This window comes from Rhizobium sp. USDA 4016, assembly GCF_056279705.1.
Genome location: NZ_JBWCCY010000002.1, coordinates 2,226,928 through 2,251,593, shown reverse-complemented (window position 1 = coordinate 2,251,593; position 24,666 = coordinate 2,226,928). Strand labels below are relative to the sequence as shown.

At 62.0% G+C, this 24,666-nt stretch carries 22 protein-coding genes and 3 pseudogenes; 13 read left to right on the top strand and 12 right to left on the bottom strand.

Annotated elements, in window-relative coordinates:
• Positions 1-15 precede the first annotated feature (15 nt).
• The gene (locus ACZ9DP_RS11815) at positions 16-1,086 is read right to left on the bottom strand and encodes a substrate-binding domain-containing protein (protein WP_476201819.1); all 1,071 of its coding nucleotides are present in this window, start codon (positions 1,084-1,086) and stop codon (positions 16-18) included.
• A 215-nt stretch (positions 1,087-1,301) separates the two neighbouring features.
• On the opposite strand from ACZ9DP_RS11815, the gene ACZ9DP_RS11810 reads away from it, so the two are divergent.
• Entirely contained in the window at positions 1,302-2,093 is a 792-nt protein-coding gene (locus tag ACZ9DP_RS11810; RefSeq protein WP_476201817.1) for an IclR family transcriptional regulator, read from the top strand.
• Between the two features lie 177 nt (positions 2,094-2,270).
• Here the strand turns inward: ACZ9DP_RS11810 and ACZ9DP_RS11805 are convergent.
• Both ACZ9DP_RS11805 and ACZ9DP_RS11800 read right to left on the bottom strand, forming a co-directional pair.
• Positions 2,271-2,409: pseudogene (locus ACZ9DP_RS11805) on the bottom strand (AraC family transcriptional regulator); the annotation flags it as partial.
• 142 nt (positions 2,410-2,551) lie between these two features.
• A pseudogene (locus ACZ9DP_RS11800) lies at positions 2,552-2,856 on the bottom strand (hypothetical protein).
• 383 nt (positions 2,857-3,239) lie between these two features.
• Between ACZ9DP_RS11800 and ACZ9DP_RS11795 the strand changes: the two are divergent.
• Positions 3,240-4,430 carry a Fic family protein gene (locus tag ACZ9DP_RS11795; protein WP_476201816.1) on the top strand — a complete coding sequence of 397 codons (1,191 nt, stop codon included), beginning with the start codon at positions 3,240-3,242 and terminating at the stop codon, positions 4,428-4,430.
• Positions 4,431-4,651: 221 nt separating this feature from the next.
• Complete coding sequence (locus ACZ9DP_RS11790; protein WP_476201814.1) at positions 4,652-5,128, top strand: N-acetyltransferase family protein; 477 nt, start codon at positions 4,652-4,654, stop codon at positions 5,126-5,128.
• A gap of 151 nt (positions 5,129-5,279) precedes the next feature.
• On the opposite strand, the gene ACZ9DP_RS11785 is transcribed toward ACZ9DP_RS11790, so the two are convergent.
• Positions 5,280-6,131 (bottom strand): sugar phosphate isomerase/epimerase family protein, encoded by an 852-nt coding sequence (locus ACZ9DP_RS11785; RefSeq protein WP_476201813.1) that lies wholly within the window; start codon positions 6,129-6,131, stop codon positions 5,280-5,282.
• 322 nt (positions 6,132-6,453) lie between these two features.
• On the opposite strand from ACZ9DP_RS11785, the gene ACZ9DP_RS11780 reads away from it, so the two are divergent.
• Genes ACZ9DP_RS11780 through ACZ9DP_RS11765 form a run of 4 tightly spaced genes read left to right on the top strand, consistent with a single transcriptional unit; the run spans position 6,454 to position 10,263 of the window.
• Complete coding sequence (locus ACZ9DP_RS11780) at positions 6,454-7,341, top strand: sugar phosphate isomerase/epimerase family protein (protein WP_476201812.1); 888 nt, start codon at positions 6,454-6,456, stop codon at positions 7,339-7,341.
• A 60-nt stretch (positions 7,342-7,401) separates the two neighbouring features.
• Positions 7,402-8,568, top strand: coding sequence for a mandelate racemase/muconate lactonizing enzyme family protein (locus ACZ9DP_RS11775; RefSeq protein WP_476201810.1), 1,167 nt, complete (start codon positions 7,402-7,404; stop codon positions 8,566-8,568).
• Between the two features lie 5 nt (positions 8,569-8,573).
• The gene (locus tag ACZ9DP_RS11770; protein WP_476201809.1) at positions 8,574-9,266 is read left to right on the top strand and encodes a FadR/GntR family transcriptional regulator; all 693 of its coding nucleotides are present in this window, start codon (positions 8,574-8,576) and stop codon (positions 9,264-9,266) included.
• 22 nt (positions 9,267-9,288) lie between these two features.
• Positions 9,289-10,263: an NAD(P)-dependent oxidoreductase gene (locus ACZ9DP_RS11765; RefSeq protein ID WP_476201808.1), complete on the top strand. Its 975-nt coding sequence runs from the start codon at positions 9,289-9,291 to the stop codon at positions 10,261-10,263.
• 85 nt (positions 10,264-10,348) lie between these two features.
• Here ACZ9DP_RS11765 and ACZ9DP_RS11760 read toward each other — a convergent pair whose 3' ends face one another.
• From ACZ9DP_RS11760 to ACZ9DP_RS11735, 6 genes and pseudogenes are all read right to left on the bottom strand, one after another.
• On the bottom strand, positions 10,349-11,428 hold the full coding sequence (locus ACZ9DP_RS11760) for an ABC transporter ATP-binding protein (RefSeq protein ID WP_476201807.1): 1,080 nt from the start codon (positions 11,426-11,428) through the stop codon (positions 10,349-10,351).
• Positions 11,428-12,537, bottom strand: coding sequence for an ABC transporter ATP-binding protein (locus ACZ9DP_RS11755; RefSeq protein WP_239601527.1), 1,110 nt, complete (start codon positions 12,535-12,537; stop codon positions 11,428-11,430). Before ACZ9DP_RS11755 ends, ACZ9DP_RS11760 begins: the two co-directional genes overlap by 1 nt.
• 197 nt (positions 12,538-12,734) lie before the next feature.
• Positions 12,735-13,694 (bottom strand): carbohydrate ABC transporter permease, encoded by a 960-nt coding sequence (locus tag ACZ9DP_RS11750; protein WP_022713859.1) that lies wholly within the window; start codon positions 13,692-13,694, stop codon positions 12,735-12,737.
• A gap of 1 nt (position 13,695) precedes the next feature.
• On the bottom strand, positions 13,696-14,601 hold the full coding sequence (locus ACZ9DP_RS11745; RefSeq protein WP_022713860.1) for a carbohydrate ABC transporter permease: 906 nt from the start codon (positions 14,599-14,601) through the stop codon (positions 13,696-13,698).
• Positions 14,602-14,749: 148 nt separating this feature from the next.
• Positions 14,750-16,057 (bottom strand): ABC transporter substrate-binding protein, encoded by a 1,308-nt coding sequence (locus ACZ9DP_RS11740; protein WP_476201805.1) that lies wholly within the window; start codon positions 16,055-16,057, stop codon positions 14,750-14,752.
• 370 nt (positions 16,058-16,427) lie between these two features.
• Positions 16,428-17,070 (bottom strand): annotated as a pseudogene (locus tag ACZ9DP_RS11735) (TetR/AcrR family transcriptional regulator).
• A gap of 101 nt (positions 17,071-17,171) precedes the next feature.
• On the opposite strand from ACZ9DP_RS11735, the gene ACZ9DP_RS11730 reads away from it, so the two are divergent.
• Genes ACZ9DP_RS11730 through ACZ9DP_RS11715 form a run of 4 tightly spaced genes read left to right on the top strand, consistent with a single transcriptional unit; the run spans position 17,172 to position 20,883 of the window.
• Positions 17,172-18,368: a Tm-1-like ATP-binding domain-containing protein gene (locus tag ACZ9DP_RS11730; RefSeq protein WP_476201803.1), complete on the top strand. Its 1,197-nt coding sequence runs from the start codon at positions 17,172-17,174 to the stop codon at positions 18,366-18,368.
• Between the two features lie 12 nt (positions 18,369-18,380).
• Positions 18,381-19,223: a phosphoenolpyruvate hydrolase family protein gene (locus ACZ9DP_RS11725; RefSeq protein WP_476201802.1), complete on the top strand. Its 843-nt coding sequence runs from the start codon at positions 18,381-18,383 to the stop codon at positions 19,221-19,223.
• A gap of 25 nt (positions 19,224-19,248) precedes the next feature.
• Positions 19,249-19,662 carry a cupin domain-containing protein gene (locus tag ACZ9DP_RS11720; RefSeq protein ID WP_074071283.1) on the top strand — a complete coding sequence of 138 codons (414 nt, stop codon included), beginning with the start codon at positions 19,249-19,251 and terminating at the stop codon, positions 19,660-19,662.
• 33 nt (positions 19,663-19,695) lie between these two features.
• Positions 19,696-20,883, top strand: coding sequence for a M24 family metallopeptidase (locus ACZ9DP_RS11715; protein WP_074073003.1), 1,188 nt, complete (start codon positions 19,696-19,698; stop codon positions 20,881-20,883).
• A 69-nt stretch (positions 20,884-20,952) separates the two neighbouring features.
• Here the strand turns inward: ACZ9DP_RS11715 and ACZ9DP_RS11710 are convergent, their stop codons facing one another.
• A complete protein-coding gene (locus tag ACZ9DP_RS11710) occupies positions 20,953-21,546 on the bottom strand; it encodes a DJ-1/PfpI family protein (protein WP_194731672.1) in 594 nt (197 codons plus the stop codon).
• Positions 21,547-21,601: 55 nt separating this feature from the next.
• On the bottom strand, positions 21,602-22,300 hold the full coding sequence (locus ACZ9DP_RS11705) for a GntR family transcriptional regulator (protein ID WP_239601512.1): 699 nt from the start codon (positions 22,298-22,300) through the stop codon (positions 21,602-21,604).
• 92 nt (positions 22,301-22,392) lie between these two features.
• On the opposite strand from ACZ9DP_RS11705, the gene ACZ9DP_RS11700 reads away from it, so the two are divergent.
• Positions 22,393-23,418, top strand: coding sequence for an Ldh family oxidoreductase (locus ACZ9DP_RS11700; RefSeq protein WP_476201800.1), 1,026 nt, complete (start codon positions 22,393-22,395; stop codon positions 23,416-23,418).
• 5 nt (positions 23,419-23,423) lie between these two features.
• The gene (locus ACZ9DP_RS11695) at positions 23,424-24,653 is read left to right on the top strand and encodes an iron-containing alcohol dehydrogenase (RefSeq protein ID WP_476201798.1); all 1,230 of its coding nucleotides are present in this window, start codon (positions 23,424-23,426) and stop codon (positions 24,651-24,653) included.
• Positions 24,654-24,666: the final 13 nt, after the last annotated feature.

Here is a 24,666-nt window from a genome sequence, read left to right as displayed (position 1 = left end):
TTCCCTCAACGCGGATTACTTGGCAAGCAGCTTGTCGAAGAGCGCCTTGTCGTAGTCCGAGTAGATATAGCCGTCAGCCGGGAACTTGTCGGCCCGTGCGAGGTAGCTGCCGATCGTGCTGTCGTCGATGACAGGCAGCGGCACCTTGACGAAGGCCGGAACGTCCTTGCCTTCCAGCGCCTGTACAGCCGTGTAAACGGAAAGCGCGCCGAGCCAGTTGGGCTGCATGGTCGCCCAGCTCTTCAGTCCCTTCTCCTTCCAGAGCTCCAGGAACTGCCGGGCGTTTTCGCCTGTTGTCGGCACCTGGTCGCGGCCCTGGCGCTCGAAGGCGAGGACGGAGCCGGCCGATAGCGCGCCGCCGAGCGACAGCACGCCGTCGATTTCGGGATTGGCGAAGAGCAGGCTGGTCATCGCTTCCTGTGCCGGCGCGACGTTATATTCCGTGTTCGTCTCGGTGATCACCTGGAGACCGGGATTGGCATCGAGGACCGGCTGGGCGCCCTTGCGGCGGTCGTCGCTCACCGAAATGCCGGCCGGGCCGTTCATGACGATGATCTTTCCTTTGCCGCCGAGCTGGCTGACCATCCACTTGGCAGCGGTCGCGCCCCATTCGTTGGAATCGGTATTGATCTTCGCAGTCACCTTGTCGGTGTTGACGAGGCTGTCGAAATTCACGACGGCGATGCCCTTGTCGCAGGCATCGGAAATGACGCGGTCGAGCGCGTTGGAGGAACCGGCGATCACGACGATGGCGTCGACATTGGCATCGATCATCGACTGGATATGCTGGATCTGCGTCTGGGCGTTGCCCTGCGCGTCCGTAATCATCAGGTCCTTCACGAGGCCAGCCTTCTTCAGCTCCTCCACTTCAGCCGTGATGGTGCCTTCGGTCTGCTTCATCCAGGTCGGCACCGAATAGATGTTCGCCCAGCCGATGGTATAGGGCGCCTTCCTGTCACCCTTGATGCAATTGGCGGCGGCTGAGGCCGTGCCGGCCGAAAAGACGAGGAGCGCCGCCGCGGCGGCGGCACCCGCAAGAAGGCGGCGGCGTAGCGAAGCGGAAATGCCATTTTCAAGATTCTTCATGTCGATCCCCTTTTTTGTGGGCGGCAGCGTTGGCTTGCCATCTATGTCCAATATACCGTACATATGATCTATATACCGGACGAGGTGATCTTATGCCGATTTTTTTACCTCGCAAGAGGGGTGGGAAGATTTCATTCGCGATGAATGACGGGATCGATTGACAGATGCGGCAGACGGCTTGAAAAGCTCTGCCGGACAAAAAAGGATCGACAGCAATGGATGCAGTTCAGGACGAAGCAGCCGGCAAGCGCGCCCGAGGGCTCGACCGCGCCTTCGAGATCCTCGAGTTCCTGCGCCAAAAACGGCAGGCCCTGAAGCCGAACGAAATCGCCGCGCAGATCGGCGCGCCGCGCTCATCGGTTTACGAGCTCGTCAACCTGCTGCTGCAGAATGGCATTCTGGAATTCACGGGCGGCGAAGGGCGTGTCTATCTCGGCCGCAAGCTGTATTTCCTCGGCACAGCCTATGAGAACCATTTCGATTTCACCCGCGAATGCGAGGCGGCGTTGGAACAGCTTGCCGACGAGACGCGGGAGACGGCGCAGTTCTGCATGCTGGACGGAAACAGATACACGGTCGTTCGCATGCGCGAAGGCGCACGCCCATTCCGCATTTCGACGGATGTCGGGCAGTCGGTGCCGATCCCGTGGACGGCGTCGGGCCGCCTGCTCGTCGCGCATCTGTCGGATCAGGAAATCTTGAACTTCATTCCGCCGCAGGATTTCCGCCTGCCGACGGGCGAGTGGCTCGATCCGCAAACCTTCATCGCCGAGGTGCGCCAGGCCGAGCGTGAAGGTCTCTTCACGTTCAACAGCATCGTCGACAGCTTCACCCACTGTTTTGCCGTACCAGTGCGGGGCGAAGAAGGTCATGCAGCCGCAACGCTCTGCCTCGTCACGCCGCGCGACGACGGCCTTGCGAACCGGGACCATTATCTCGACTGCCTGAAGAAGGCCGCCGCGAGCCTAGATCAAGCCCCAATGCGACCAAAACGAAGCTGGCCGTAGAACTCGATGGCGCGAAGGCGTTGGTTTATCACCAAGGAAACTTCATTCCTTCCTTTGCTGGTATGACAGACTAGCGGACCGTCGGCGCGCGAGGTGGCGCAAATCCAACCGAAGCAGAGATGACAACTGGGAGCGCGCTCAGGCCCACCCGATCCTTGCTACTTTCCGGGCAGACTCCTATCGGAATGACCTAGGCGGCTCCCTATACTTCTTACGGAAAGCGGTCGCCAGGTGGGCGGAATCGGAGGAGCCTGTTTCGAACGCGATTGCCAGTCATCGAGAGCACACTGTTCTCGATCAGGAACCGTGCATAGCGCGGCTTGCTCGGCCGCCGTAGGCCATTGCCGGAAAGCGGATAGCATATCTCTGTTTCGATGCCGCAACTTGGAAGCGCCGATAATCTGTAGCCCCGCTAATCACGACGCGACGAACCCATTCAAGGATTTCGGCGCGAGTTTTTAAATCCCTGACCCGTCGAAGTTCTGGTCCTCGTCGCCTTCCCAGGGCAAGGGCATCGAGGTGCGACTGAGGTTGGCCGAGGCATCGGCATCCAACACTTCAATTCCGGTTCGGCATATCCGATGATCTGCCCGGGCGAGGAATCAGACGCGCGCCAACCTTCTCCGCCAAATTGATCGCCATTCGACCAGTACGCGAGGTCAACTTCCGCCGGACCTTGTTCGGACGGTCGGATCGTGACGAGGACTCGACTACCGTCTTTCGGTGCGCTTGCCATATGGCGCCAACGGTCTGGCTCGTCCATCGTTTTTTCTCCTAGCTTGCTACAGGTTGCGAATGTCGCCTCGCCATCGAAAGCGGTCGACTCAAACTTTGCACAATCCCTATTGATTGATTATCGATCTCGGTGGTTGACCCCAGTAATCCAATGGCATGACAGCCAGCAAATCTCGGGTTCCATTGGCCTGTGGAGGCGGACATCGATTATAGACTCGCCGCGGGCGCAAATATCGCGCTCGTGTTCACGTCGCCGAAACGGCGTTAATATGATCAAACTAGGTGGCCGGTTCGATTCCTTTCAAGGCAGTTGACTGAGCCTCGCTTAATTAAGAGCGCTTATCTTAGCCTCTTCCTTATTTAAGCGAAATGCCTCTTGCTTAAATAGCGACCGAAAATCATACTCCGGCCATGTCTGATTCTGAACCCAATCAGCGGCTCGGCCGCTTTGTAGAAACATCCGCTGCCGGCGAAACGGTGCGGGCGTTCATACCGCCGCCATTGCCGCCCCTGCCTGCTATTGACGTGCTTTCACTGTTGGAGCGCCTTAGCTTGGCGGAGCGAGCTCTCGGACGCTTAGACGGCATCACGATGCTGCTCCCGCGTCAGGAGCTCTTTCTCTATATGTATGTCAGGAAAGAAGCGGTTCTATCCTCGCAGATCGAAGGGACACAGTCGACGCTTTCCGATCTCCTGCGGTTTGAGACCGAAGCGCAGGCGGGGCAACCTGTCGATGATATCCGCGAAGTATCGAACTACGTCGATGCCATGATGCATGGCCTGGAGCGGCTAGACGCCATGCCGATGTCGCTACGTTTGATCCGTGAAATGCACGCGCGATTGCTGCAAAGTGGGCGCGGCGGCACCAAGAATCCTGGAGAATTCCGACGTTCGCAAAATTGGATTGGAGGGACGCGGCCTGGCAATGCACTCTTCGTGCCGCCGCCTGTTACGGAGATGGACGCCTGTCTGAATGCGCTTGAGCGTTTCATGCACGAAGATCGGTCGCGACTGCCAGCACTAATCAAGGCTGGCCTTCTGCACGTCCAATTCGAGACGATCCATCCATTTCTGGATGGTAACGGCCGTATCGGCCGCTTGCTAGTTACGCTGTATCTTTGCATGAACGGCGTTCTGCATAAGCCGCTACTCTATCTAAGCCTTTACCTGAAGACCCACAGGACGGAATACTATCGGCTGCTCCAGGAAGTCCGAGAACGAGGGAATTGGGAAGCTTGGCTCGACTTTTTTCTCACCGGTGTTGCCGACACCGCCAACCAGGCATTTGACGCCGCCACTCGGATCGTCGACGTCTTCAAGGAAGACCGTGAACGCATCACAACCGAAAGCGACCGAGCGGGTTCAGCCCTTCGCATTCACGATCTTTTTCAGCAGAATCCGTTTTTGACGGCCAATCAGCTCGTTCAGAAGACAGGCCTATCTGCGCCCACCGTCAATGCAGCACTCATAGACCTGGAACGTTTCGGGGTAGTTGAGGAGGTGACGGGCCGCAAGCGAGGTCGCGTTTTCAGCTATCGGCGGTATCTCGCGATCCTTAGCGAAGGCACTGATCCCTTGCCCGCAACCGCGCGAATAAACTGAATTACCTACAGATCGGGGGTTGGATTCTGCTCAAGACCAAAGAGATCAATCAAGTTCACCTCGCTGCTTTCACGAATTGGCGGTAACTAGAGACGTAGTGACCCGGAGCCGTGTTCGGCCGCGGTTTCGCCGGAGCCGAAAAGGAATAAATGCCGCCGACTTGACATCAGCGACTGTCTAAACCCATAGCTTCCGCCAGTTAATTTAAGGGATTTTCTGTCGTGTTGACCATACGTGAGGCTGTCCGTGAAGATGCGGCGACGCTTTTGGGTTTCATTCGCGAGCTCGCGATCTATGAAAAAGCTGACCACGAAGTCGCCGCTACCATTCAGAAGATCGAAGAGTCGATTTTCGGCACGAACTCTGTGACTCGCGCATTGATCTGCGAACAGGATAGCGGGCCGGTTGGCATGGCTATCTGGTTCTTCAATTACTCGACCTGGCAGGCAAAAAACGGACTCTATCTCGAAGACCTGTATGTGACGCCAGCGGCGCGCGGATTGGGTGCGGGCAAGGCTCTGCTCAAACGACTGGCTGAAATCGCTCTCGAGACTGGCTGTGGTCGGTTTGAATGGAGCGTACTCGACTGGAACGAGCCAGCAATCCGCGTCTATGAAGCAATCGGCGCTGAACCCATGAACGAATGGATCCGTTATCGTTTGTCTGGGGAGGTGCTTAAGAATTTCGCGGCAGGCTAGGGAACAGGAAGCCTTTGGATCTAGGGCATGTCGCACCTGAAAATAGAATGCACCGTCCTTCGCTTCCGAACGTCGACCCGAGAGAGTGGAATGACGCGGTCGTTCGCGCGCCCGGATCGAAATTCGGACTGATCGATTGGCGGCACCGCGTTCATGCTGCCGCGTGCCATCCTTCGCGGATATGGCGGTAGCCTTCGCGATAGACCGCTTCCGGTGTCTCGGAAAAGTCGCGCCAGACCTTTGTCGCGGCGGCAAGGTCCTTGAGCGCCCGGCCGAAGGCTTCGATTGTCAGCCAGCCGTCGTAGCCACTCGCGCGTATCGCCCTGAACGTCTCCGCCCAGGGAATGTGGCCGCGCCCCGGTACGCCGCGGTCGTTTTCCGAAATGTGGACATGGACGATGCGGTCCCTGTTTCGCGTGAAGGCGCCGATGGGATCGGCCTCCTCGATATTGCTGTGAAACGTGTCGTACATAGCGCGGATATTGGGATGCCCGACCGCGTCGACATGGGCCGCAAGGGCGTCCATCGTGTTGAATAGGTAACATTCAAAGCGGTTCAGCGCCTCGAGCCCGATCGTGACGCCGCGCTTTGCTGCATGATCGCCGATCGCGCGTTGCGAGGAGACCGAGCGCTTGAGTTCCGCCGCGCTCGGCCCGCTTCCGGAAAATTGGCCGAGCGTCGAATGCAGCGGCCCGCTCAGCATCTTGGCGCCGAGCGCATCGCTGCAGTCGATTGCCCACTTCATATAGTCGATGCCGCGTCTGCGGGTAGTGGCGTCGGGGGCGATCAGGTTCGTCGAGGGGTCGCCCATGGCGGAAACGGCGGTCCGTTCCAGGCCTATCCGGTCGAGCAGGGCCCCCAGCCGACGGTAGTCGTCGGGCGTCCCCGAAAAGATCGGAATCTCGACGCCATCAAACCCGGTGTCCTTGATGTCGCGAAACAGTCCCTCGTGCTTCCGGCCGACACTCGTCGTCCACAGGAACATGCACATGCCGATCTTCATGTCTCCTCCCTCTGGGCCTTCGGCCCCTGGTGTCCATCGCAATCTGGTCATACCAAAACTGGACATCCGGTCAAGCCAATTCTGGGCGTCGCTCGTCTGCAGGATTAGCGCAAAATCCAGATCTCAACATTAAACCTCGGTATAATAAGATATATCCCCGTTTCTCGTTCCGTCTTGCATAGGATGAGAAATTGCGCTAGATCTTTCAATCAGCGATAATTGGCCGAACCAGATTACCGAAATGGCGGGGACTGGCCGACGAGAAGGTGACCGTTTGCCGCCCTCGGCGGTTAAGCGAGCCGCAACAGCCTGGGAGGACCTCATGCATCTTTCAACACACAACTGGATGCGGGCGGAACCGCTCGCCGTCACGCTGAAGCGTATCAAGAAATACGGCTACGAGAGCATCGAGATATCGGGCGAGCCGACACAGTACGATGTGAAGGAAACGCGCGCGCTGCTCAAGGAACACGGCATCCGCTGCTGGGGCGCCGTCACGCTGACGCTAGGCGAGCGCAACCTTGCCGCCAAGGACGAGGGCCAGCGCGCCAAGTCGGTGGATTACGTCAATAGCGTCATCACCATGGTCAGCGAACTCGAGGGCGAGATCGTCACGCTTGTGCCGGCGACCGTCGGCAAGGTAGTGCCGGACGCGACCGAAGACGAGGAGTGGAAGTGGGTGGTCGACGCCACCCGCGAGTGCTTCACCCACGCGCAGAAGAAGGGGGTGCGGCTGGCGATCGAGCCGCTCAACCGCTTCGAGACCTATCTCTTCAACCGCGCCGCTCAGGCGCTGGCGCTGGCCGATGCGGTGAGCCCGGAATGCGGCGTCTGCCTCGATGCCTTCCATCTCAATATCGAGGAGGAGGACATGTACGACGCGATCCGGCTGGCCGGGAAGCGCCTCTTCGATTTCCACGTCGCCGACAACAATCGCTTCGCCGCCGGCCTCGGCCAGCTCGACTGGCCGAAGATCATCGGCACGCTGAAGGAGATCGGTTATGAGGGCGCGGTGACGAACGAGTTCGTCGCCCCCGTCGATCGCACGCCGGCCGCCAAGTACCCGGACATGGTGGAGCGCAGCCCCGTCGATATCCCGCCGGAGCAATTGAAGTTCATCCAGGACCACGGCTCGAGCCTTCTTACCGAGAAGTTCTACGACGATCAGATGCGGATCACGGCCGAGACGATCCTGCCGCTGATCAAGTGACGAACGGAAAGGCATATGTTCTCGCGGCCTGCGAGGTCGTGAGGGCGGGAGATCCGACACATGCGTATCAAATCCGTAGAGGCCTGGTGGGTGAAGATTCCCATCGCGGCGAGCCGCCAACACCGTAGCGACTTCGGCCGACTGACGTCCTTCGACGCCGCGATCGTGCGTATAGAGACGAATGACGGCATCGTCGGCTGGGGAGAGGGCAAGAATGCCGCCGGCAGCGCAGGCACCTATGGCACGCTGGTGCATATGCTGAACCAGGAGGTGGGGCCGAAGCTCATCGGCCGTGACCCTGCCGACATCTCCGCCATATGGGAGATGCTCTACAACGGCGTACGCCACGAGATGGCGGCGATTTCGGGTCACGCCATGCCGGAGATCGCGCGGCGCGGTCTATCCGTCGCGGCGATCAGCGCGGTCGACATGGCGCTGTGGGACATTCTCGGCAAGTCACTCGGCGTCCCCGTCTGGAAGCTCTTGGGTGGCCGCAAGGCGGACAGGTTGCCTGCCTATGCTTCGGGTGGTTGGGAGAGCGCGGACCGGATCGGCGAGCAGCTCCAGTCCTATATCGCGGCCGACGGCTTCAAGTCGGTCAAAATGCGCGTCGGCGCGATGGACCGTGCGCCGCATGTCTCGGCGTCGCGGGTGCGGGCGGCTCGCAAGGCGATCGGCCCCGACATCGACCTGATGGTCGATGCGCACGGCACCTATACGGTCGCCGAGGCGAAGCGCTTCATCCAGATGGTGGCGGATTGCGACCTCGCCTGGTTCGAGGAACCGGTGATAGCCGACGACAAACCGGGCATGGCGGAGGTACGCGCGGCGGGTAATGTGCCGATCGCCGCGGGCGAGAGCGAGGCGACCCGTTTTGCCTTCCGCGATCTTGCGGTGCTGCGGGCCGCAGATATATTTCAGCCCGATCCGGCCTTCTGCGGCGGCATCACGGAGGCGATGCGCATCAGTTCGCTCGCCAGCGCCTTCAACCTCCGTTTCGTACCGCATCTGTGGGCCGGTGCGCCCTGTTTTTTCTCGGGCCTGCACCTGTGCGCGGCTTCCCCGGCAAGCTTCGTCATCGAGTATTCGCTCGGCGCGAATCCGATGATCCATGATCTCGTCGAGGACACTGTGTCGGTGAAGGACGGCATGATAGAGATTCCCGATAAACCCGGCCTGGGCTTCACGATCAATCAGCGGGTCCTGGAGGCTCACGCGCAAAGATAGTGACGATGAAAGAAAACTCCCTACTCTCCGATCTCGCAGGATATCTTTTCGCGAATTCGAGCGAAAACGGCCGCACGCCTTCAGAGCGGGAGCTTGCGGAGCATTTCGGCGTCAGCCGCGGCCAGATTCGCGAGGCGCTGGCGATCCTGGAGGCTATGCGCATCGTCGAGCGCCGCGCCAAGTCCGGTATCTACCTGACGACCACGGAGGCGAGCGTCGAGGCCATGGCACTCTTTGCCCGCGCCGGCGTGCCGCTCGATCCGATCCTGATCTACGAGACTGTGGAGCTTCGCAAGATCCATGAGATCAAGGCCGCGGAACTTGCCTGCCTGCGGGCGACGGAAGAGAATTATCAGCGCCTGCGCGATATCCTCGCCGCGTCCGAGGCGAAGCTTGCCGCTGGCGAGGGGCTGGCGCGCGAGGACCGGGATTTCCATCTGGAGATCGTCCGCGCGACCAAGAATAGCGTCTTCTATCGCGTGTGCAGTGTCTACTACGTGATGGGCGAGCAGCGCCTGCCGATCTATTTCGGCGACATCGCCCGCAGCCGGCGCTCGCATGAGGAACATATCCGCATCTACGAGGCGCTTATTGCTCGCGACGGCAATCTCGCCCAAGCGCTGATGAGCGCGCATCTCCAGGGTGCGGAAAGCTACTGGAAGGGTCTCATCGGCGGGCCAGCGACGGCCGCCGGATAGGCGTAACCGGCTGGGAGGGCCGATGAGCTTCATCTTTTCCACGCATCCCCTGCATCCAGCGGCCGAGGCCATGCTCAAGGCTGCGGGCGATCTGCGCGTCGCGTCCGCCGCCGATCCCGAAACGTTGCTTCGAGAAGGGCAGGGCGCGGGGATCATCGTCGTGCGCGCGCCGATCCCGCCGGCCTTCTTTCGGGATGCGCCGGCGCTTCGCGCTGCGATCCGCCACGGCGCCGGGCTCGATATGGTGCCGATGGATGCGGCGACCCGTGCGGGCGTGCTCGTCGCCAACGTGCCGGCCGTCAATGCGCCGACGGTCGCCGAGCACGTCTTCCTCGTGACGATGGCCCTGCTTCGGCGCTTCCGCCTGATGGACCGTGAACTGCGGCGGAAGGGCTGGGCGGCGGGGCGCAGCCAGTCGGACGGGGCTGTGGACCTCGGCGGCCGCACCATAGGCATCGTCGGCATGGGCAATGTCGGCAAGGCGATCTTCCGGATCGCGAAGTTCGGTTTCGGCGTGGAGGTGGTCGCCACGAGCCGGTCGCCTGAAAGCGTGCCACATGGTGCGCGCTACCTGCCGGTCGACGACCTTGTCGCGACGGCCGACGTCGTCGTGCTCTGCTGCCCCCTGACGCCGGAGACGACCGGCCTGCTCAATGCCGGGCGCATCGGCCGCATGAAGCCCGATTCTATTCTGGTCAACGTCTCGCGCGGCCCGGTGATCGATGACGCGGCGCTGATCCAGGCGCTGCACGATGGCCGCATCGGCGGAGCCGCGCTCGACGTCTTCGCAACGCAGCCACTCCCGCTCGACCATCCCTATTTCGGCTTCGATAATGTCATCGTCACTCCGCATCTCGCCGGTCTAACGGAAGAGAGCATGATGCGTATGGGAATGGGCGCGGCCAGCGAAGCCATGCGCATCATGAACGGCGAACTGCCAGTCAATCTGCGCAATCCCGAGGTGGTCGAACACTATCGCCGGCGCTTTCCGGCATAGCTCTGAGCCCCCTCGCGACAATCCGAAACGCTAGCGACCCCCCGCGGTGTCACGCGGGCCGCTGGCATCTTTCGGATCTATCAGGTCAGCTCGCGTACCGCAGGCTCATACCGCTGTTGCCGTCGAAAAGCACGACCTTTTCAGGATTCCAAGAGAAGCGCACGGACTCGTCGATCTCCAGCTCGGTGCGGGCCGGCACGGTTGCCTGCAACAGCTCCCCGTTGCCGGTTCGCAGCGTCACGATCTTTTCGACGCCATGGTTCTCCACGTCGTGCACCCGTGCTTGCCCCGGCGCACCGCTGTCGAGGAAGAGGTCCTCGGGGCGGATGCCGAAGGTGAGCGGGCGACCGTCCGTCGCAATCCCGTACCCGTTGCCGAGCGGCAGCCGGTAGCCCTCGGTGGCCACGGCCTCGCCGCCTTCAAGCGTGCCGCCGATCAGGTTCATCGGCGGCGAGCCGACCGCGCGGGCGACGAAGGTGTTGACCGGGTTGTTGTAGATTTCATGTGGCGTGCCCGTCTGCACGAGATGGCCGTTGTTCAGCACGCCGATCTTGTCGCCCATCGACATGGCCTCGATCTGGTCGTGCGTGACGAACAGGAAGGTCGCGCCCAGGTTCATCTGCAGGTTTTTCAGCTCGGTGCGCAGCGCCTCGCGCAGTTTGGCGTCGAGCGCCGAAAGCGGTTCGTCCATCAGGAAGACGCGCGGCTTGCGTACGATGGCTCGGCCGATCGAGACGCGCTGCATCTCGCCGCCCGACAGCCGGTCCGTCTTGCGGTCGAGCAGGTGCTCGATGCGCAGGGTTTTCGCGACCCGGTCGACGCGTTCCTTGATCTCTGCAGGTTCGACGCGGCGGATGGGGGATTTCAGTGGAAATTCCAGGTTCTCCCGCACCGTATAGCGCGGATAGAGCGAATATTGCTGGAGCACCAGGGCAACGTCGCGCTCGGCGGCACCCCAGTCGGCGACGTCCTGCCCGTCGATGAGGATCTGCCCTGCCGTCGGTTTTTCGAGAGCGGCGATCAGGCGCAGCGTCGTCGTCTTGCCGGCACCGGTCTGGCCGAGCAGCACGAAGAACTCGCCGTCAGCGATTTCGATGTTCAGATTTTTCAGCGCCGCGTGGTTGCCGAAGGTCTTGGTGATACCCTTGAGTTCGATATGGGCCATCAGAGTCTGATCCCGAGCGACGAGCCGGTCGCCGTGTTGAAGAAATGCGCCTGGTCGGGGTCGATGCGTGCCCAGACGGCTTCGCCCGGACCGGGGACGAATCCGCTCTTGGTGCGAGCCCTGATCATCTGGTCGCCGACCTTCAGGTCGACGATGTCGTGCGAGCCGAGCGGTTCGATGATATGCGCCTCGACTTGCATGAAGCCCTCGCGGGCCTCGCGCGAGATGAGTACCCCCTCTGGCCGGACGCCGAGCGTCAGCTTGCCGTTTTCGGCCTTTGCGTCCGAGAGACGGTTGGCAAGGGCGGCGGGGAACTCGAAGCCCTTTGCCCCACCGCTGACTTGCACGCTGGCATGGCCGCCCGTTTCGCTGACGGTCGCCTGCGCCATGTTCATGACGGGGCTGCCGACGAATTGCGCGACGAACATGTTCGCCGGATAGGCATAGACCTCGGACGGGCTTCCGACCTGCTGGAGAATGCCCTCGTGCATGATGACGATGCGGTCGGCGAGCGACATGGCCTCGACCTGATCGTGGGTCACGTAGATGGTGGTCGAGCCCTGCTTGATATGCAGGCGCTTGATTTCGGCGCGCATCTCCTCGCGCAGTTTTGCGTCAAGCGCGCCGATCGGCTCGTCCATCAGCATGGCCTTTGGGCGGCGCACGAGTGCCCGGCCGATCGCCACGCGTTGCATGTCGCCGCCCGAAAGCGCCGAGGGCTTGCGGCCGAGAAACTCGGTGATGCGCAGCACGCGCGCGATCTCGCGCACCGCCGTCTCAATGTCGCCCTTACTCATGCGCGTCGCGCGCAGCGGAAAGGCGATGTTTTCGTAGACCGTCATGTGCGGATAGAGTGAAAAGGACTGGAACACCATGGCGATGTCCCGGTCCGACGCCTTCATGTGCTGCACCGGCTGGCCGTTGATCAGGATGTCGCCTTCGTCGATGGTCTCCAGGCCCGCGACGGCGCGCAACGTCGTCGTCTTGCCGCAGCCGGATTGTCCGAGCAGCACGATGAATTCGTTGTCGGCGATGGCGAGATTGAGGTTCTTGATGACCTGGACGGCACCAAAATATTTCTGGATGCCGCGAAGTTCGATCTGCGTCATGAATGGCTGCCTTCGTCTCGTTGGTCGTCCCGCGGGATTTTGGTCGTCACCATGAAGGCGATCAGACCCGACGAGTGTCATCGTCAAGCCGTAACGGTGGAGAAACAGGTTCCAGGGCTGGCAGAGCGCGATGATGCCGAAGATCATCAGGTACTGCGAACCGGGTTCGAGATATTTCTGGCTCAGGGTGCGGAAGGTCATTTGCGGATCGCTCCGAAGCTCATGCCGCGCAGGAGATGGTTCCTGAGCAGGAAGGTGAAGATGGCGACCGGCAGCAGGAACAGGAATGTGCCGGCCGCAATCACCGTCCAGTCCGGCAGGCCCGAGCCGACCTGGCTCGGTATGAAGGGCGGTGCGGTCTGCGCGCGCCGGTTCGTCATGATCAGCGCGAATGCATATTCGTTCCAGGCCGTGATGAAGCAGAAGACGGCGGTGGCGGCGATGCCTGTCGCGGCTTCCGGGATCACGATCTTGAAGAAGGCCTGCATGCGGGTGTAGCCGTCGACGAGTGCCGCCTCCTCATATTCCTTCGGGATCTCGTCGATGAAGCCCTTCATGAGCCAGACGGAGAAGGAGAGGTTGAAGGCAGTGTAGAGTATGATGAGGCCCCAGTGCGTGTCGTTGAGGCCGACGACGCGGTACATGAGGAACATCGGGATGGCGACGACGACGGGCGGCAGCATGCGGGTCGACAGGATAAAGAAGAGAAGGTCCGCTTCTCCCTTCACCTTGAAGCGCGAGAAGCCGTAGGCCGTGAAGGTCCCCATGCCGACGGCCAGCACCGTGGACGTGATGGCGACGATCAGCGAGTTCATGAAGCGGTTCGGATAGCCGGACGGCTGGATTTCGCCGCGCCCGGAGCGGACGATCTTCTCGCCCCCGTCGAACACCATGCGCTCCCACCAGGGGGCGGCGGCATATTCTTCAGGAGTCGGCGCTCCGCGCAGTTGCGAGCGCTTGGTGAAGAGCTTCACGAAGGGCGAGATTTCCGGCTCGAAGAGCACGGTCGGCGGAATGGTGGTGGCGAGGTTGCGCGGCTTGAAGGCCGTCGAGGTGATCCAGTAGATCGGCGCCAGGAAGATCAGCGTGATGACCAGCACGGCGGCGATCGCCACCCGGTTCAGCGCGCGTTCGGAGCGGGTTTGGACGGCAGCCATCTCAGCGCTCCTTCACCTTGTTGAGATACTTGACGTAGATGTTGGTGATGGCGAGCACCATGATGAGCACGATGTAGGCGAGCGCGCAGGAGCGCCCTGTCTGCCATTCCTGAAAGGCCATCTTGTAGAGCCGGATCGAGATCACCTCGGTCGTCGGTTGGCTCGTCAGGATGTAGGCGAGGTCGAAGGTCTTGAAGGCTTCCATGGTGCGGAAGATGATCGCGATCATCAGGATCGGCGCCACCAGCGGCAGCGTAATGCGGAAGAAGGTGTAGAACGGCCCCGCCCGGTCGATAGCAGCCGCCTCGTAAAGATGCTTCGGCACGGCGGAAAGGCCGGCGAGCGACAGCAACATCACGAAGGGCGACCACATCCAGATGTCGGTGATCGCCACGGCGTAGAGCGCCATGTCCGGGTTCGACAGCCATTCAAAGGATCCGAGGCCGAGCGCGTAGTTGATGATGCCGAAGGACGGATCGTAGAGCAGCTTCCAGAAGAGGCCGACCACCGCCATCGACAGCATCATCGGCAGCAGGAGCAGCGTGGTGAGCAGACCCTTCAGCGGAATGTCGCGGTTGAGCAGCATTGCGGTGCCGAAGCCGACGATCACTTGCCCTGTCACAGAGACGATCACATACTTTGCGGTGATGGCGAAATTCGACCAGATGAAGGTATCGTTGAGCAGCTCGCGGTAGTTCTGCAGGCCGACGAAATTGGCCCGCGCGTTTGACGAGGCGCGGAAGTCGGTAAAGGAATAGCCGAGCGAATAGATCAGCGGAAAGATGTTGAAGACGATCAGAAACAGGATCGTCGGGATGATGAACAGGTTGCGGATACTAATATCGCTCATGCCGCGCGAGGCGGCACGCGATTTCGCGTCCAGGGATGTCATGACGACGGTTGCCAATGTGCTCCTCCTCAAAGAGCCCAGCGCTGGACGCAGTGATGGCATCCGGTTGCGCATTACCTGAGCATGAACAAGTGCCATGCGTCTTTTGGTTCTCGGGTGCAGAAAACGGGAGGGAGCTACGCACCCTCCCGTGCTGTATCAAGGCCTAGTGACGGCCATACTTCTTGAAGGTCGTGTTCCAGTCCTTGGCAAGCGCGTCGAGCGTTTCCTTCGCCGTGCCCTCGCCGGCGGTGACGAAGGGATAGATGCGCTGGTTCATCTGGATCAGCAGTTCGGCATATTCAGGCGTCGCCCAGAAGTCCTTCACCTTGAACATGGTCTCGTAGAAGGCCTTATTATAGGGTGTCGCATTCTGGAATTCCGGCGATTCAAGCACTTTGGCGCTTGCCGTGTAGCCGCCCAGTTCGGCCCAGCGCTTCTGGGTCTCGTCCTTGATGAACCATTCCAGGAATTTCATCGCCTCTTCCTGGTTGTCCGAGTATGAAACGACCGAGATACCCTGGCCGCCGAGCGCTGCGAACTGATCGCCGCCCGGACCTGCCGGGTTGGCGAAGAAGCCGGTGACCTTGGCGTTCGGGTTGGACGCCTCGTTGACCAGCGCCGGGAAGAAGGCGAAGTAGTTCATGCTCATCGCCGTCAGATTCTCGGTGATCGCCTGGTTGTTCTCCACGAAAAAGGTTTTGGCCCAGCCGGGAGGCGTGAAGCCGTAGAGCTCGCGATACATTTCGAGCGCCTTGACGTTCTTCTCCGAATTGATGATGCCGTCGACCTTGTAGTTCTGATAATCGCCGAGCTCGCCGCCATAGGAGAAGATCGCGTTTTCGACGCCCATCACGAGGCCGTCATAGGAGTTGTCGGTGTAGATCGCGATGCCGTAGCGCTTTTCGTTCGGACGGTGGAAGAATTCGGCGATGTCACGCATCTCGGCCCATGTCTTCGGCGGGGCGAGGTCGTAGCCGTATTTGGCCTTGAAGGCCTCCATCTCCTTGGGGTCCTCGAACCAGTCCTTGCGGTAGGACCAGCCGACGGCGTCGCCTTCAGCCGGGATCGACCAGTACTTTCCGGAGTTCGAGGGATATTCGGCGTAGTATTTCACCGTTGCCGGCGCCATGACTTCTTTGAGCTTGTGCTTATTGAAGAAGTCGGTGAGATCGACATAGTGCCCGGCTTCGGACGCAGCGCCGATCCACTGGCTGTCGCCGACGACCATGTCGTAGGCCGAGCCCTTAGCGTTGAACTCGGTGAAGGCCTTGGTCTGAAAGTCGGCCCACGGCGTGGTCTCGACAGTGACCTTCACGCCGGTTTCAGCCTCGTATTCGTTCACGAGCTCCTGAAGGTAGTTTGCCGGGTCCCACTCGGCCCAGAAGATCGTCAGTTCCTGGGCTTGTGCGGACGTTCCGCAGGCCCACATCAAGCCGACACCGGCCAACAGACCGGTCATAGTTTTGCGCATAACGTTTCCTCCCATTTATGCACGCTTCCCGCTTCGTTGCAGGCCTTCCGATCCGACTTTCCGATCCTCATGGGTGGTTGTTCGCTCTGGTGGGGCCTCCCCGACCCTTGCCCCGTTTCAGATCTCTAGCCTGAATGCTGGTTCCTTCATCTGGTAGTACCAAATATAATTATCGTCAAGAGCAACTTTCGGCGGAGATTCCGCCCGTGACTCGCCTTCAATCTCTAGATCGCACCGATAAACTCGCATTTCTGGATGTCGTCTTGTCGGGCAGTCTGATTGATGGTGGCCGATCCGGACAACAACACAAAAAGATATTCATTAAACTGGTCGAACCAGTTTTCATTTGTAGGTCGGAGGGTTGTCAATGTCATGCCTCGCTCCCCGCCTCCCGTACCGCAGCTTCAACGAGTGCCTTGGCCGCCCATGCGGCAACAGACTGTGCGCTTTCGGAGGTAAGTCCCCAGATATCCTTCAACACGATCAGCACCTCGACGCCGAAGACAAGGGAGAGTGCCTGTGCAAGGCGTTCCCGGGCCTCGGGCGCGCACGGTGCCCTGCAGGGGCCTGGTCACGCTCTTCAGGAGATCGACGCGGTGGCCGCGCGTGAACAACGGCTCGTTGCCGAGCGTGCCGGCCTGGCGCTGCGCCCACTGGTCCAGCGAAAGCTTCAGCGCCGCTTTGAAGGTGGCCTCGAACTCGTCGATGCGCGGCATCGCGGTCGCCAGCAGGTCGGCAACGCGGGTGCGCGCATCGGGACTGTCGGACGACCAGTCGAGTATGGGTCCCAGAGCCTCGTCCACCACCGCATGCACGAGCGCAGCCTGGCTTGGAAAGTAGCGGTAGGCCGTTGCGCGCGACACTTCGGCAGCCTCGGCGACTTCGCTTACCGACGGAGTGATGCCGGATTGCATGAGCCGCGTTGCCGTTTCGAGCATCAGTTTCCGCGTGCGGGCACGCGGGCCTCGCTCGACGGTTCTGGCGGTTTCGTTCTGTTGACGTGAGACATGCATGTCTTTATGATACGCGCGTCTCACAAATTTGCAAGAGCCGATCGAGTGGCTGTAAAAGTGGGATATGGCGGGGTGGGAAACCACCTGGTCGGGGAGGAGAAATGAAGCACATCTACGTGGTCGGAACGGCCGACACGAAGGGCGAGGAGCTTGCCTATCTCGCCGCTTGCGTCGAGACGGCGGGCGGCGGTGTCGTGCGCGTTGATGTCGGCACGCGCCAGCCTGCGACCGCCGTCGATATAAATGCCGAGACGGTTGCGGCCTTCCATCCGGAGGGCGTTGGAGCCGTCCTTGCCTGCGACGACCGCGGCAGGGCGGTCGAGGCGATGGGCATTGCCTTCTCGCGCTTCCTCGCCGAGCGCAAGGACATTGCCGGCGTCATCGGTATCGGCGGAGGCGGTGGCACCTCGATCGTCACCGCAGGCATGCGCCAATTGCGGCTCGGCCTGCCAAAGATCATGGTCTCGACGCTCGCGTCCGGCGATGTCGCTCCCTATGTCGATGTTTCCGACATCGTGATGATGCCCTCGGTCACCGACATGGCGGGCTTGAACCGGCTGAGCAGGGTCATCCTGCACAATGCGGCCCAGGCGATCACGGCCATGGCCAGCCGCCCCGCTGAGGTGACGGCATCGAAACCGGCTCTCGGGCTTACCATGTTCGGGGTAACGACACCTGCAGTAACCGCCATGGTCGAGCGCCTCAGGGCGGACTACGATTGCCTGGTCTTCCACGCCACCGGTACGGGCGGACGCACGATGGAAAAGCTTGCCGACAGCGGGCTCGTCTCCGGTGTGCTCGACATCACGACCACCGAGGTCTGCGACCTGCTTCTCGGCGGCGTCCTGCCTGCCACCCCGGACCGTTTCGGCGCGATCGCTCGCACAGGCTTGCCCTATGTCGGCTCCGTCGGCGCGCTGGACATGGTAAATTTCTGGGCGCCGGAGACGGTGCCGGGGCACTATGCCGACCGGCTCTTCTACCGCCACAACCCGAACGTCACGCTGATGCGCACGACGCCCGCCGAATGTGCGCAGACCGGACGCTGGATCGGCGAGAAGCTCAATCTCTGCCACGGCCCCGTACGCTTCCTCATTCCCGAGAAGGGCGTCTCGGCCCTCGACATCGAAGGCGGTGCATTCTTCGACCCGCAAGCCGACGCCGCGCTCTTTGCCGCGCTTGAGGCGACCGTGAAACCGACGGCGGCGCGACGCATCGTCCGCCTGCCGCTCCATATCAACGACCCGCAATTCGCCGAGGCCGCCGTCGCGGCCTATCGTGACATCGCCAACCCCTGAGAGACAAGATCAATGCCAGCCATACCTCGCAAGACCATCCTCGAAAAATTCCACGGCATGATCTCAGCCGGCATGCCGATCGTCGGCGGCGGCGCCGGCACGGGCATCTCCGCCAAGGCCGAGGAGGCGGGCGGCATCGACCTCATCATCATCTACAATTCGGGGCGCTACCGCATGGCGGGCCGCGGCTCGGCGGCCGGCCTGCTCGCCTATGGCAATGCCAACGAGATCGTGAAGGACATGGCGCTCGAGGTGCTTCCCGTCGTGAAAACGACGCCGGTGCTTGCCGGCGTCAACGGCACGGACCCCTTCGTGCTGATGCCGCGCTTCCTCGCCGATCTGAAGGCAATGGGCTTTTCCGGCGTGCAGAACTTCCCCACAATTGGCCTCTTCGACGGCCGGATGCGACAGAGTTTCGAGGAGACGGGCATGGGCTACGGTCTGGAGGTCGAGATGATCGCCACCGCCCACGGGCTCGACCTGCTGACGACGCCCTATGTCTTCAATGAGAGCGAGGCGATCGACATGACAGCTGCCGGCGCCGACATCGTCGTGGCGCATATGGGGGTGACGACCGGCGGCACGATCGGCGCCACCTCCGGCAAGTCGCTCGATGACTGCGTCGATGAGATCACGGCGATTGCCAAGGCCGCGCGCTCCGTGCGCGACGACGTCATCGTGCTCTGCCACGGGGGCCCGATTTCCATGCCTGAGGATGCGCGCTACATCCTGGAGCGTTGCCCTGGCTGCCACGGCTTTTACGGCGCAAGCTCGATGGAGCGCCTGCCGGCAGAGGCGGCGATCCGCAAGCAAACGGAAGAATTCAAGGCGCTCGCCATCGGCGCGGTCGTCTGAGGACGGACACGGAGGAGGCCGTTTCATGGCAAAGGACGCGTATTTCATCTATCCAAAGGATGTGAGCGCCTTCGGTTTCGACTGGGGCAAGCTGTCGCTGACGGTGGCGCCGGAGGTCAACGGCGCCAACCGTTTTTCCGGTGGTGTCGTCGACCTGCCGAGTGGCGAGGGCCATGCCCGCCACAATCATCCGGGGGCAGAGGAGATCATCTTCGTCATCTCCGGCGAGGGCGAGCAGATGGTTGAGGACGAGAACGGCAATCCGATCACGACGAAGGTCGGGCCCGGCTGCACGGTCTATGTTCCGGAAAGCCGCTTCCATTCGACGAAAAATACCGGCGCGGAGCCCATGCAGCTCTTCGTCGTCTATTCGCCGGCGGGGCCGGAGCTTGCGCTTCGCGAGCTGCCGGACTTCCGCCTGCTGCCGCCGGGCTCCTGAAGCCGGGCCATGCATTTTCTGGGAGGAAAAACGGTGAACATCAATGCAAGGGAAACAAGGCCCGCCGTGCCGCCGTTCGATACGGCCAAGCTCGACCGGCTCATGGAGGAGGCAGGTATCGACGTCATCGTCGCCACCTCCAAGCATAACACGCAATATCTGATGGGCGGCTACAAGTTCATCTTCTTTGTGGCCATGGATGCCATCGGCCATAGCCGGTATCTGCCCGTCGTCGTCTACGACAGGGGCGCACCTGACCACGCCGCCTATCTCGGCAACCGAATGGAAGGCGGCGAGCACCAGAACAATCCATTCTGGACACCGACCGTGCACACGGCGACCTGGGGCACGATCGATGCCGCAGCACTTGCCGTCGAACATCTGAAGAAGATCGGCAAGGCGGGTACGCGCATCGGCATCGAGCCGGCGTTCCTGCCGTCGGATGCCCGCGATGCGCTTGTCGCAGGCCTCGAGGGCGCGCGTTTCGTCGATGCGACGCATACGCTCGAACGCCTGCGCGCGATCAAGACGCCGGACGAGCTTGCCAAGCTGCGGACGGCTTCCGAACTCATCACGGAAGCGATGAACGCGACGATCGCCGGCGCCCGGGAGGGTTCGACGAAAACGGAGATCATCGAGCAGCTCCGGCGCGAGGAGACGACCCGCGGGCTCCACTTCGAATATTGCCTGCTGACGCTCGGCTCCAGCCACAACCGCGCGGCCTCGCCGCAGGCCTGGGGGAAGGGCGAGGTCCTGTCGATCGATTCCGGCGGGAACTATCACGGTTATATTGGCGACCTCTGCCGCATGGGCGTGCTGGGCGAGCCGGACAACGAACTCGAGGATTTGCTCGCCGAGGTCGACGCGATCCAGCATAAGGCTTTTGCCAGGGTTCAAGCTGGCGCTTTCGGCCGCGAGATGATCGAGGCGGCCGAGGCGGAACTGAAGGCGTCGCCTTCTGCGGTCTTCACCGATTTCTTCTGTCACGGTATGGGCCTGATCAGCCACGAGGCGCCGTTCCTGATGACCAATCACCCGGTCGCCTATGAGGGGATCGACGCGGACCGGCCGCTGGAGGCCAATATGGTGCTGTCGGTGGAGACGACGATGCTGCATCCGAAGCGCGGCTTCATCAAGCTCGAGGATACGCTCGCCGTCACCGAGACGGGCTACGAGATGTTCGGCAGCACGGGCCGGGGCTGGAACCGCGGCGGCGCGTGATTGCAAGCACCACCGCAAAAAAGGTCCGGCAGATGTCACCTGCCGGGCCTTTCTTTTTGTCCTGTCGTCTCAGGCGTGATGGATTTCCGTGCCGAGAACCTTTAGGCATTCGCGGATGAAGGCGGCGAGCGCCGTCCAGCCCTTGGCTGAGACCATCGTGCCATCGACATAAGCTTCCGTCGGCGACAGATCGACATAGGTGCCGCCGGCCAGCGTCACTTCCGGCTCACAAGCGCCGAGCGCGCCCACCTTCTTGCCGCGCACGACGCCATCGACGGCGATTAGGATCTGGACGCCGTGGCAGATAGTGAAGATCGGCTTCTGCGTTTCATGGAAGTGGCGGACGATCGCCTGAACGCGCTTGTCGGTACGAATGTATTCAGGCCCGCGACCGCCGGCGCAGTAGACGGCGTGGTATCCGTCGAGTTGCGCCTCGGCCTCCGAGAAGGTCTTGTTGATGACGACGTTGTGTCCGAGCTTTTCCGTATAGGTCTGGTCGCCCTCGAAGTCGTGCAGCGACGTCTTCAGAATGTCGCCCGCTTTCTTGTCGGGGCAGACGACGTGCACCGTATGGCCGACGGCCTCCATGGCCTGCTGGTAGACGAAGATTTCGTACTCCTCGGTGAAATCGCCGGTGAGCATCAGGATTTTCTTGCCTGGCATGGGTTCTCCTCCTCGTTGTCAGGTCGGGCAGGCACGTCCTTGCCTGCCGGGTTGCTCAGATTTCGTCGAATGCCGGCAGCAGCCGGTCGCGCGAGTGTTCGATATGGATGCGCATTGCGTTCGCCGCGGCGTCGGGGTCGTGAGCCGCGAAAGCATCGAGCAGCGTCTGATGCTCGCCGAGCGCCTCCTCGGTCACGCGACGATGGAACATCAGGCGGAAGATGTGGAAATGCGTGTGCTGGAATGTCAGCATCTCGCGGATCAGTTCGTTGCCGGCAAATTCCATGATGCGGTCGTGGAAGATAGCGTCCTGGCGGGCGAAGGTCGAATAGTTCGTCCGCTCGTCCCTGTTGTCACTACGCGTCATCACGCCTGCGGCCTCCGTCAGGATAGCGAGCCTTTCGTCGTTCATCGCTTGGGCCGCCTTCGCAGCGCCGGCGGGCTCAAGCAGCAAGCGGAGTTCATAGAGTTCGTCGAAGCGGTGGCGCGTGATCTGGGGTGCGGCACGATAGCCGACGAGATGCTGCTTGACGACGAGACCCTCGCCTTCAAGCCGACCGAGTGCTTCGCGGATCGGAGTGTGGGAGACGTTAAACGCCTTGACCAGGTTGTCGACCGTGATGCGCGCACCCGGCGCGATCTTCAACGACATGAGCTGGTTGAAGATCGCTTCGTAGACGTCGCCGGCCAGGCTGTTGGCGCGCTGTATCTGGGTCGCGCCCGCTGAAGGTTCGTTGGGTCTCGTCAAAATCATCTGCTGTCTTGCCCCTTGACAGGTTCAATCGCTAGCACGATGCTGCGGCCAATACAATCCTATATCCTATACGATTTAATATAGGGGGAAATATGCGGATCTCCGAAGCGGCAGCCCTTGCGCTTGCCACCCGCCTGCTGGAAGAGCACGGCGCACCGCGTGACCATGCGGTCCTGCAGGCGCGTGTCCTGGTGACGGCCGAGATGAAGGGGCACCCTTCGCATGGCCTGCACCGCCTTCCGCGACTGGTCGAACGGATCGAGCGCGGTGTCATTGACCCTGAAATGAAGGGCACGCAGCGCTGGCGGGCCGATGCGGTGATGGAGGTGGAGGGTTCTTCGGGGTTCGGCCCTGTCGTCGCCATGGCGGCGATCGAGCGGCTTGCACCCCACATTCCCGACCTGGGCATCGGCCTTGTCGCCGTGCGCAATGCGAACCACCTCGGCATGCTCGCGCATTATGTGGAGGCCATCGCCGCGATGGGTTTCGTCGGCATAGCGCTCTCGTCGAGCGAGTCGCTGGTTCATCCCTTCGGCGGTACGCGGGCCATGCTCGGCACCAACCCCGTCGCGATCGCCGTGCCGACCGCCGAGGAGCCGCTCGTGCTCGATCTCGCCACCAGCCTCGTGTCGATGGGCAGGATCCATCACCACGCGGCGACCGGCAGGCCCCTTCCCGAAGGATGGGCGCGGGATGCGGAGGGCTACCCGACGACCGATCCGGTTTGTGCCAAGGCCGGCGCGATCGCGCCCTTCGGCGACGCAAAGGGCTACGGCCTCGGCATTGCGATGGAACTGCTGGTGGCAGCCCTTGCGGGCTCGGCGCTCGCGCCTGATGTGCGCGGCACACTGGACAGCCAGTCGCCATGCAACAAGGGCGACGTCTTCATATTGATCGAGCCCAGTCTGGCGCCGGGACTGCCTGCGCGGCTGTCGGCCTATCTCAATGCCGTGCGCGCCTCACCGCCGGCCGAGGCCAGCGAGCCGGTCCGCGTGCCGGGCGATCGTGCCCGCCGGCGACGGGCGGCGGCGAGCCGCGACGGTTTCGATATCGACCCGCGCCTCTGGGAAGACCTCAACGCGCTTTCCCGCTCCCGCATACTGGCCTTCGAAGGATAAAGATCATGAGCCTGTTTGCCGTCCTGAGGCTGCCGCGCGAAATCCTGTTTGGCATCGGCCAGCGCCATGCGCTCGCGAGTGTCGCCGGTAGGACCGGCCAGCGCGCACTCGTCTGCACGGATGCGCGTTTTGCCGCGACACCCGTCTTCGCTGAAGTGATCGCCGCGCTCGAAGCTGCCGGCATCGCGGTCGTGGTGTATGACCAGACGCTGCCGGACGTGCCGCGCGATACCGTCGCGGGTTGCGTGGAGGCCACGGGCGGCTTTGCGCCCGATATGGTGATCGGCATCGGCGGTGGCAGTTGCCTCGACATGGCGAAATGCTCCTCTCTGCTGCTCGCCCATGGCGGCGGGCTCGCCGATTACTATGGTGAGTTCAAGGTGCCAGGACCCGTCCTGCCGGTCATCGCCGTGCCGACGACTGCGGGCACCGGCTCCGAGGTCACGCCCGTCGCGGTCGTCTCCGATCCAGACCGCACCCTGAAGGTCGGCATTTCGAGCCCCTATCTCATCGCCGCAGCGGCGATCTGCGACCCGGAACTCACGCTCTCCTGCCCGCCGGGGCTTACGGCGATTGCAGGTGCGGATGCGCTGACGCATGCGATCGAAGCCTTCACGGCCATGCGCCGCCCCGGCGATGTGGAACTCGCGCAGCAGCATGTCTTCGTCGGCAAGAGCGATCTCTCCGATCAGTTCGCGCTTCATGCCATCCGGCTCCTCAGCCGGAGCCTGGAAAAGGCCTTCGTCGACGGCTCGGACATCGATGCGCGCGCCGATGTGATGATGGGCGCGCTTTCGGCCGGCTGCGCCTTCGGCACGGCGGGCACCGCTGCGGCCCATGCGGTGCAATATCCGGTCGGTGCCGTGACCCATACGGCGCACGGCCTCGGGGTCGCCACCATGCTGCCCTATGTGATGACCTATAATCGCCGCGTCGCCGCCAGGGAAATCGCTGTTGTCGGCAGGGCGCTCGGCCTCGATCCAGCCTGCGTGGAGGACGAGGAGACGCTTGCCGATGCGGCGATCGGCGAGGTAAGGCGCCTCTTCGCCGCGATCGGCATCTCGCCGACGCTCGCCAGGCTCGGCCTGCCGGAAGACCGGCTTGACTGGACCGCTGAGCAGGCGCTCGGCATCGGCCGGCTGATCAAGAACAATCCGCGATCCTTCGATTCGGCCGCCATGCGCGGCCTGGTTCGCGCCGCCTATGACGGCGACCTGGCCGCTTCCGCCCTCTGACCTTGAGAAAACA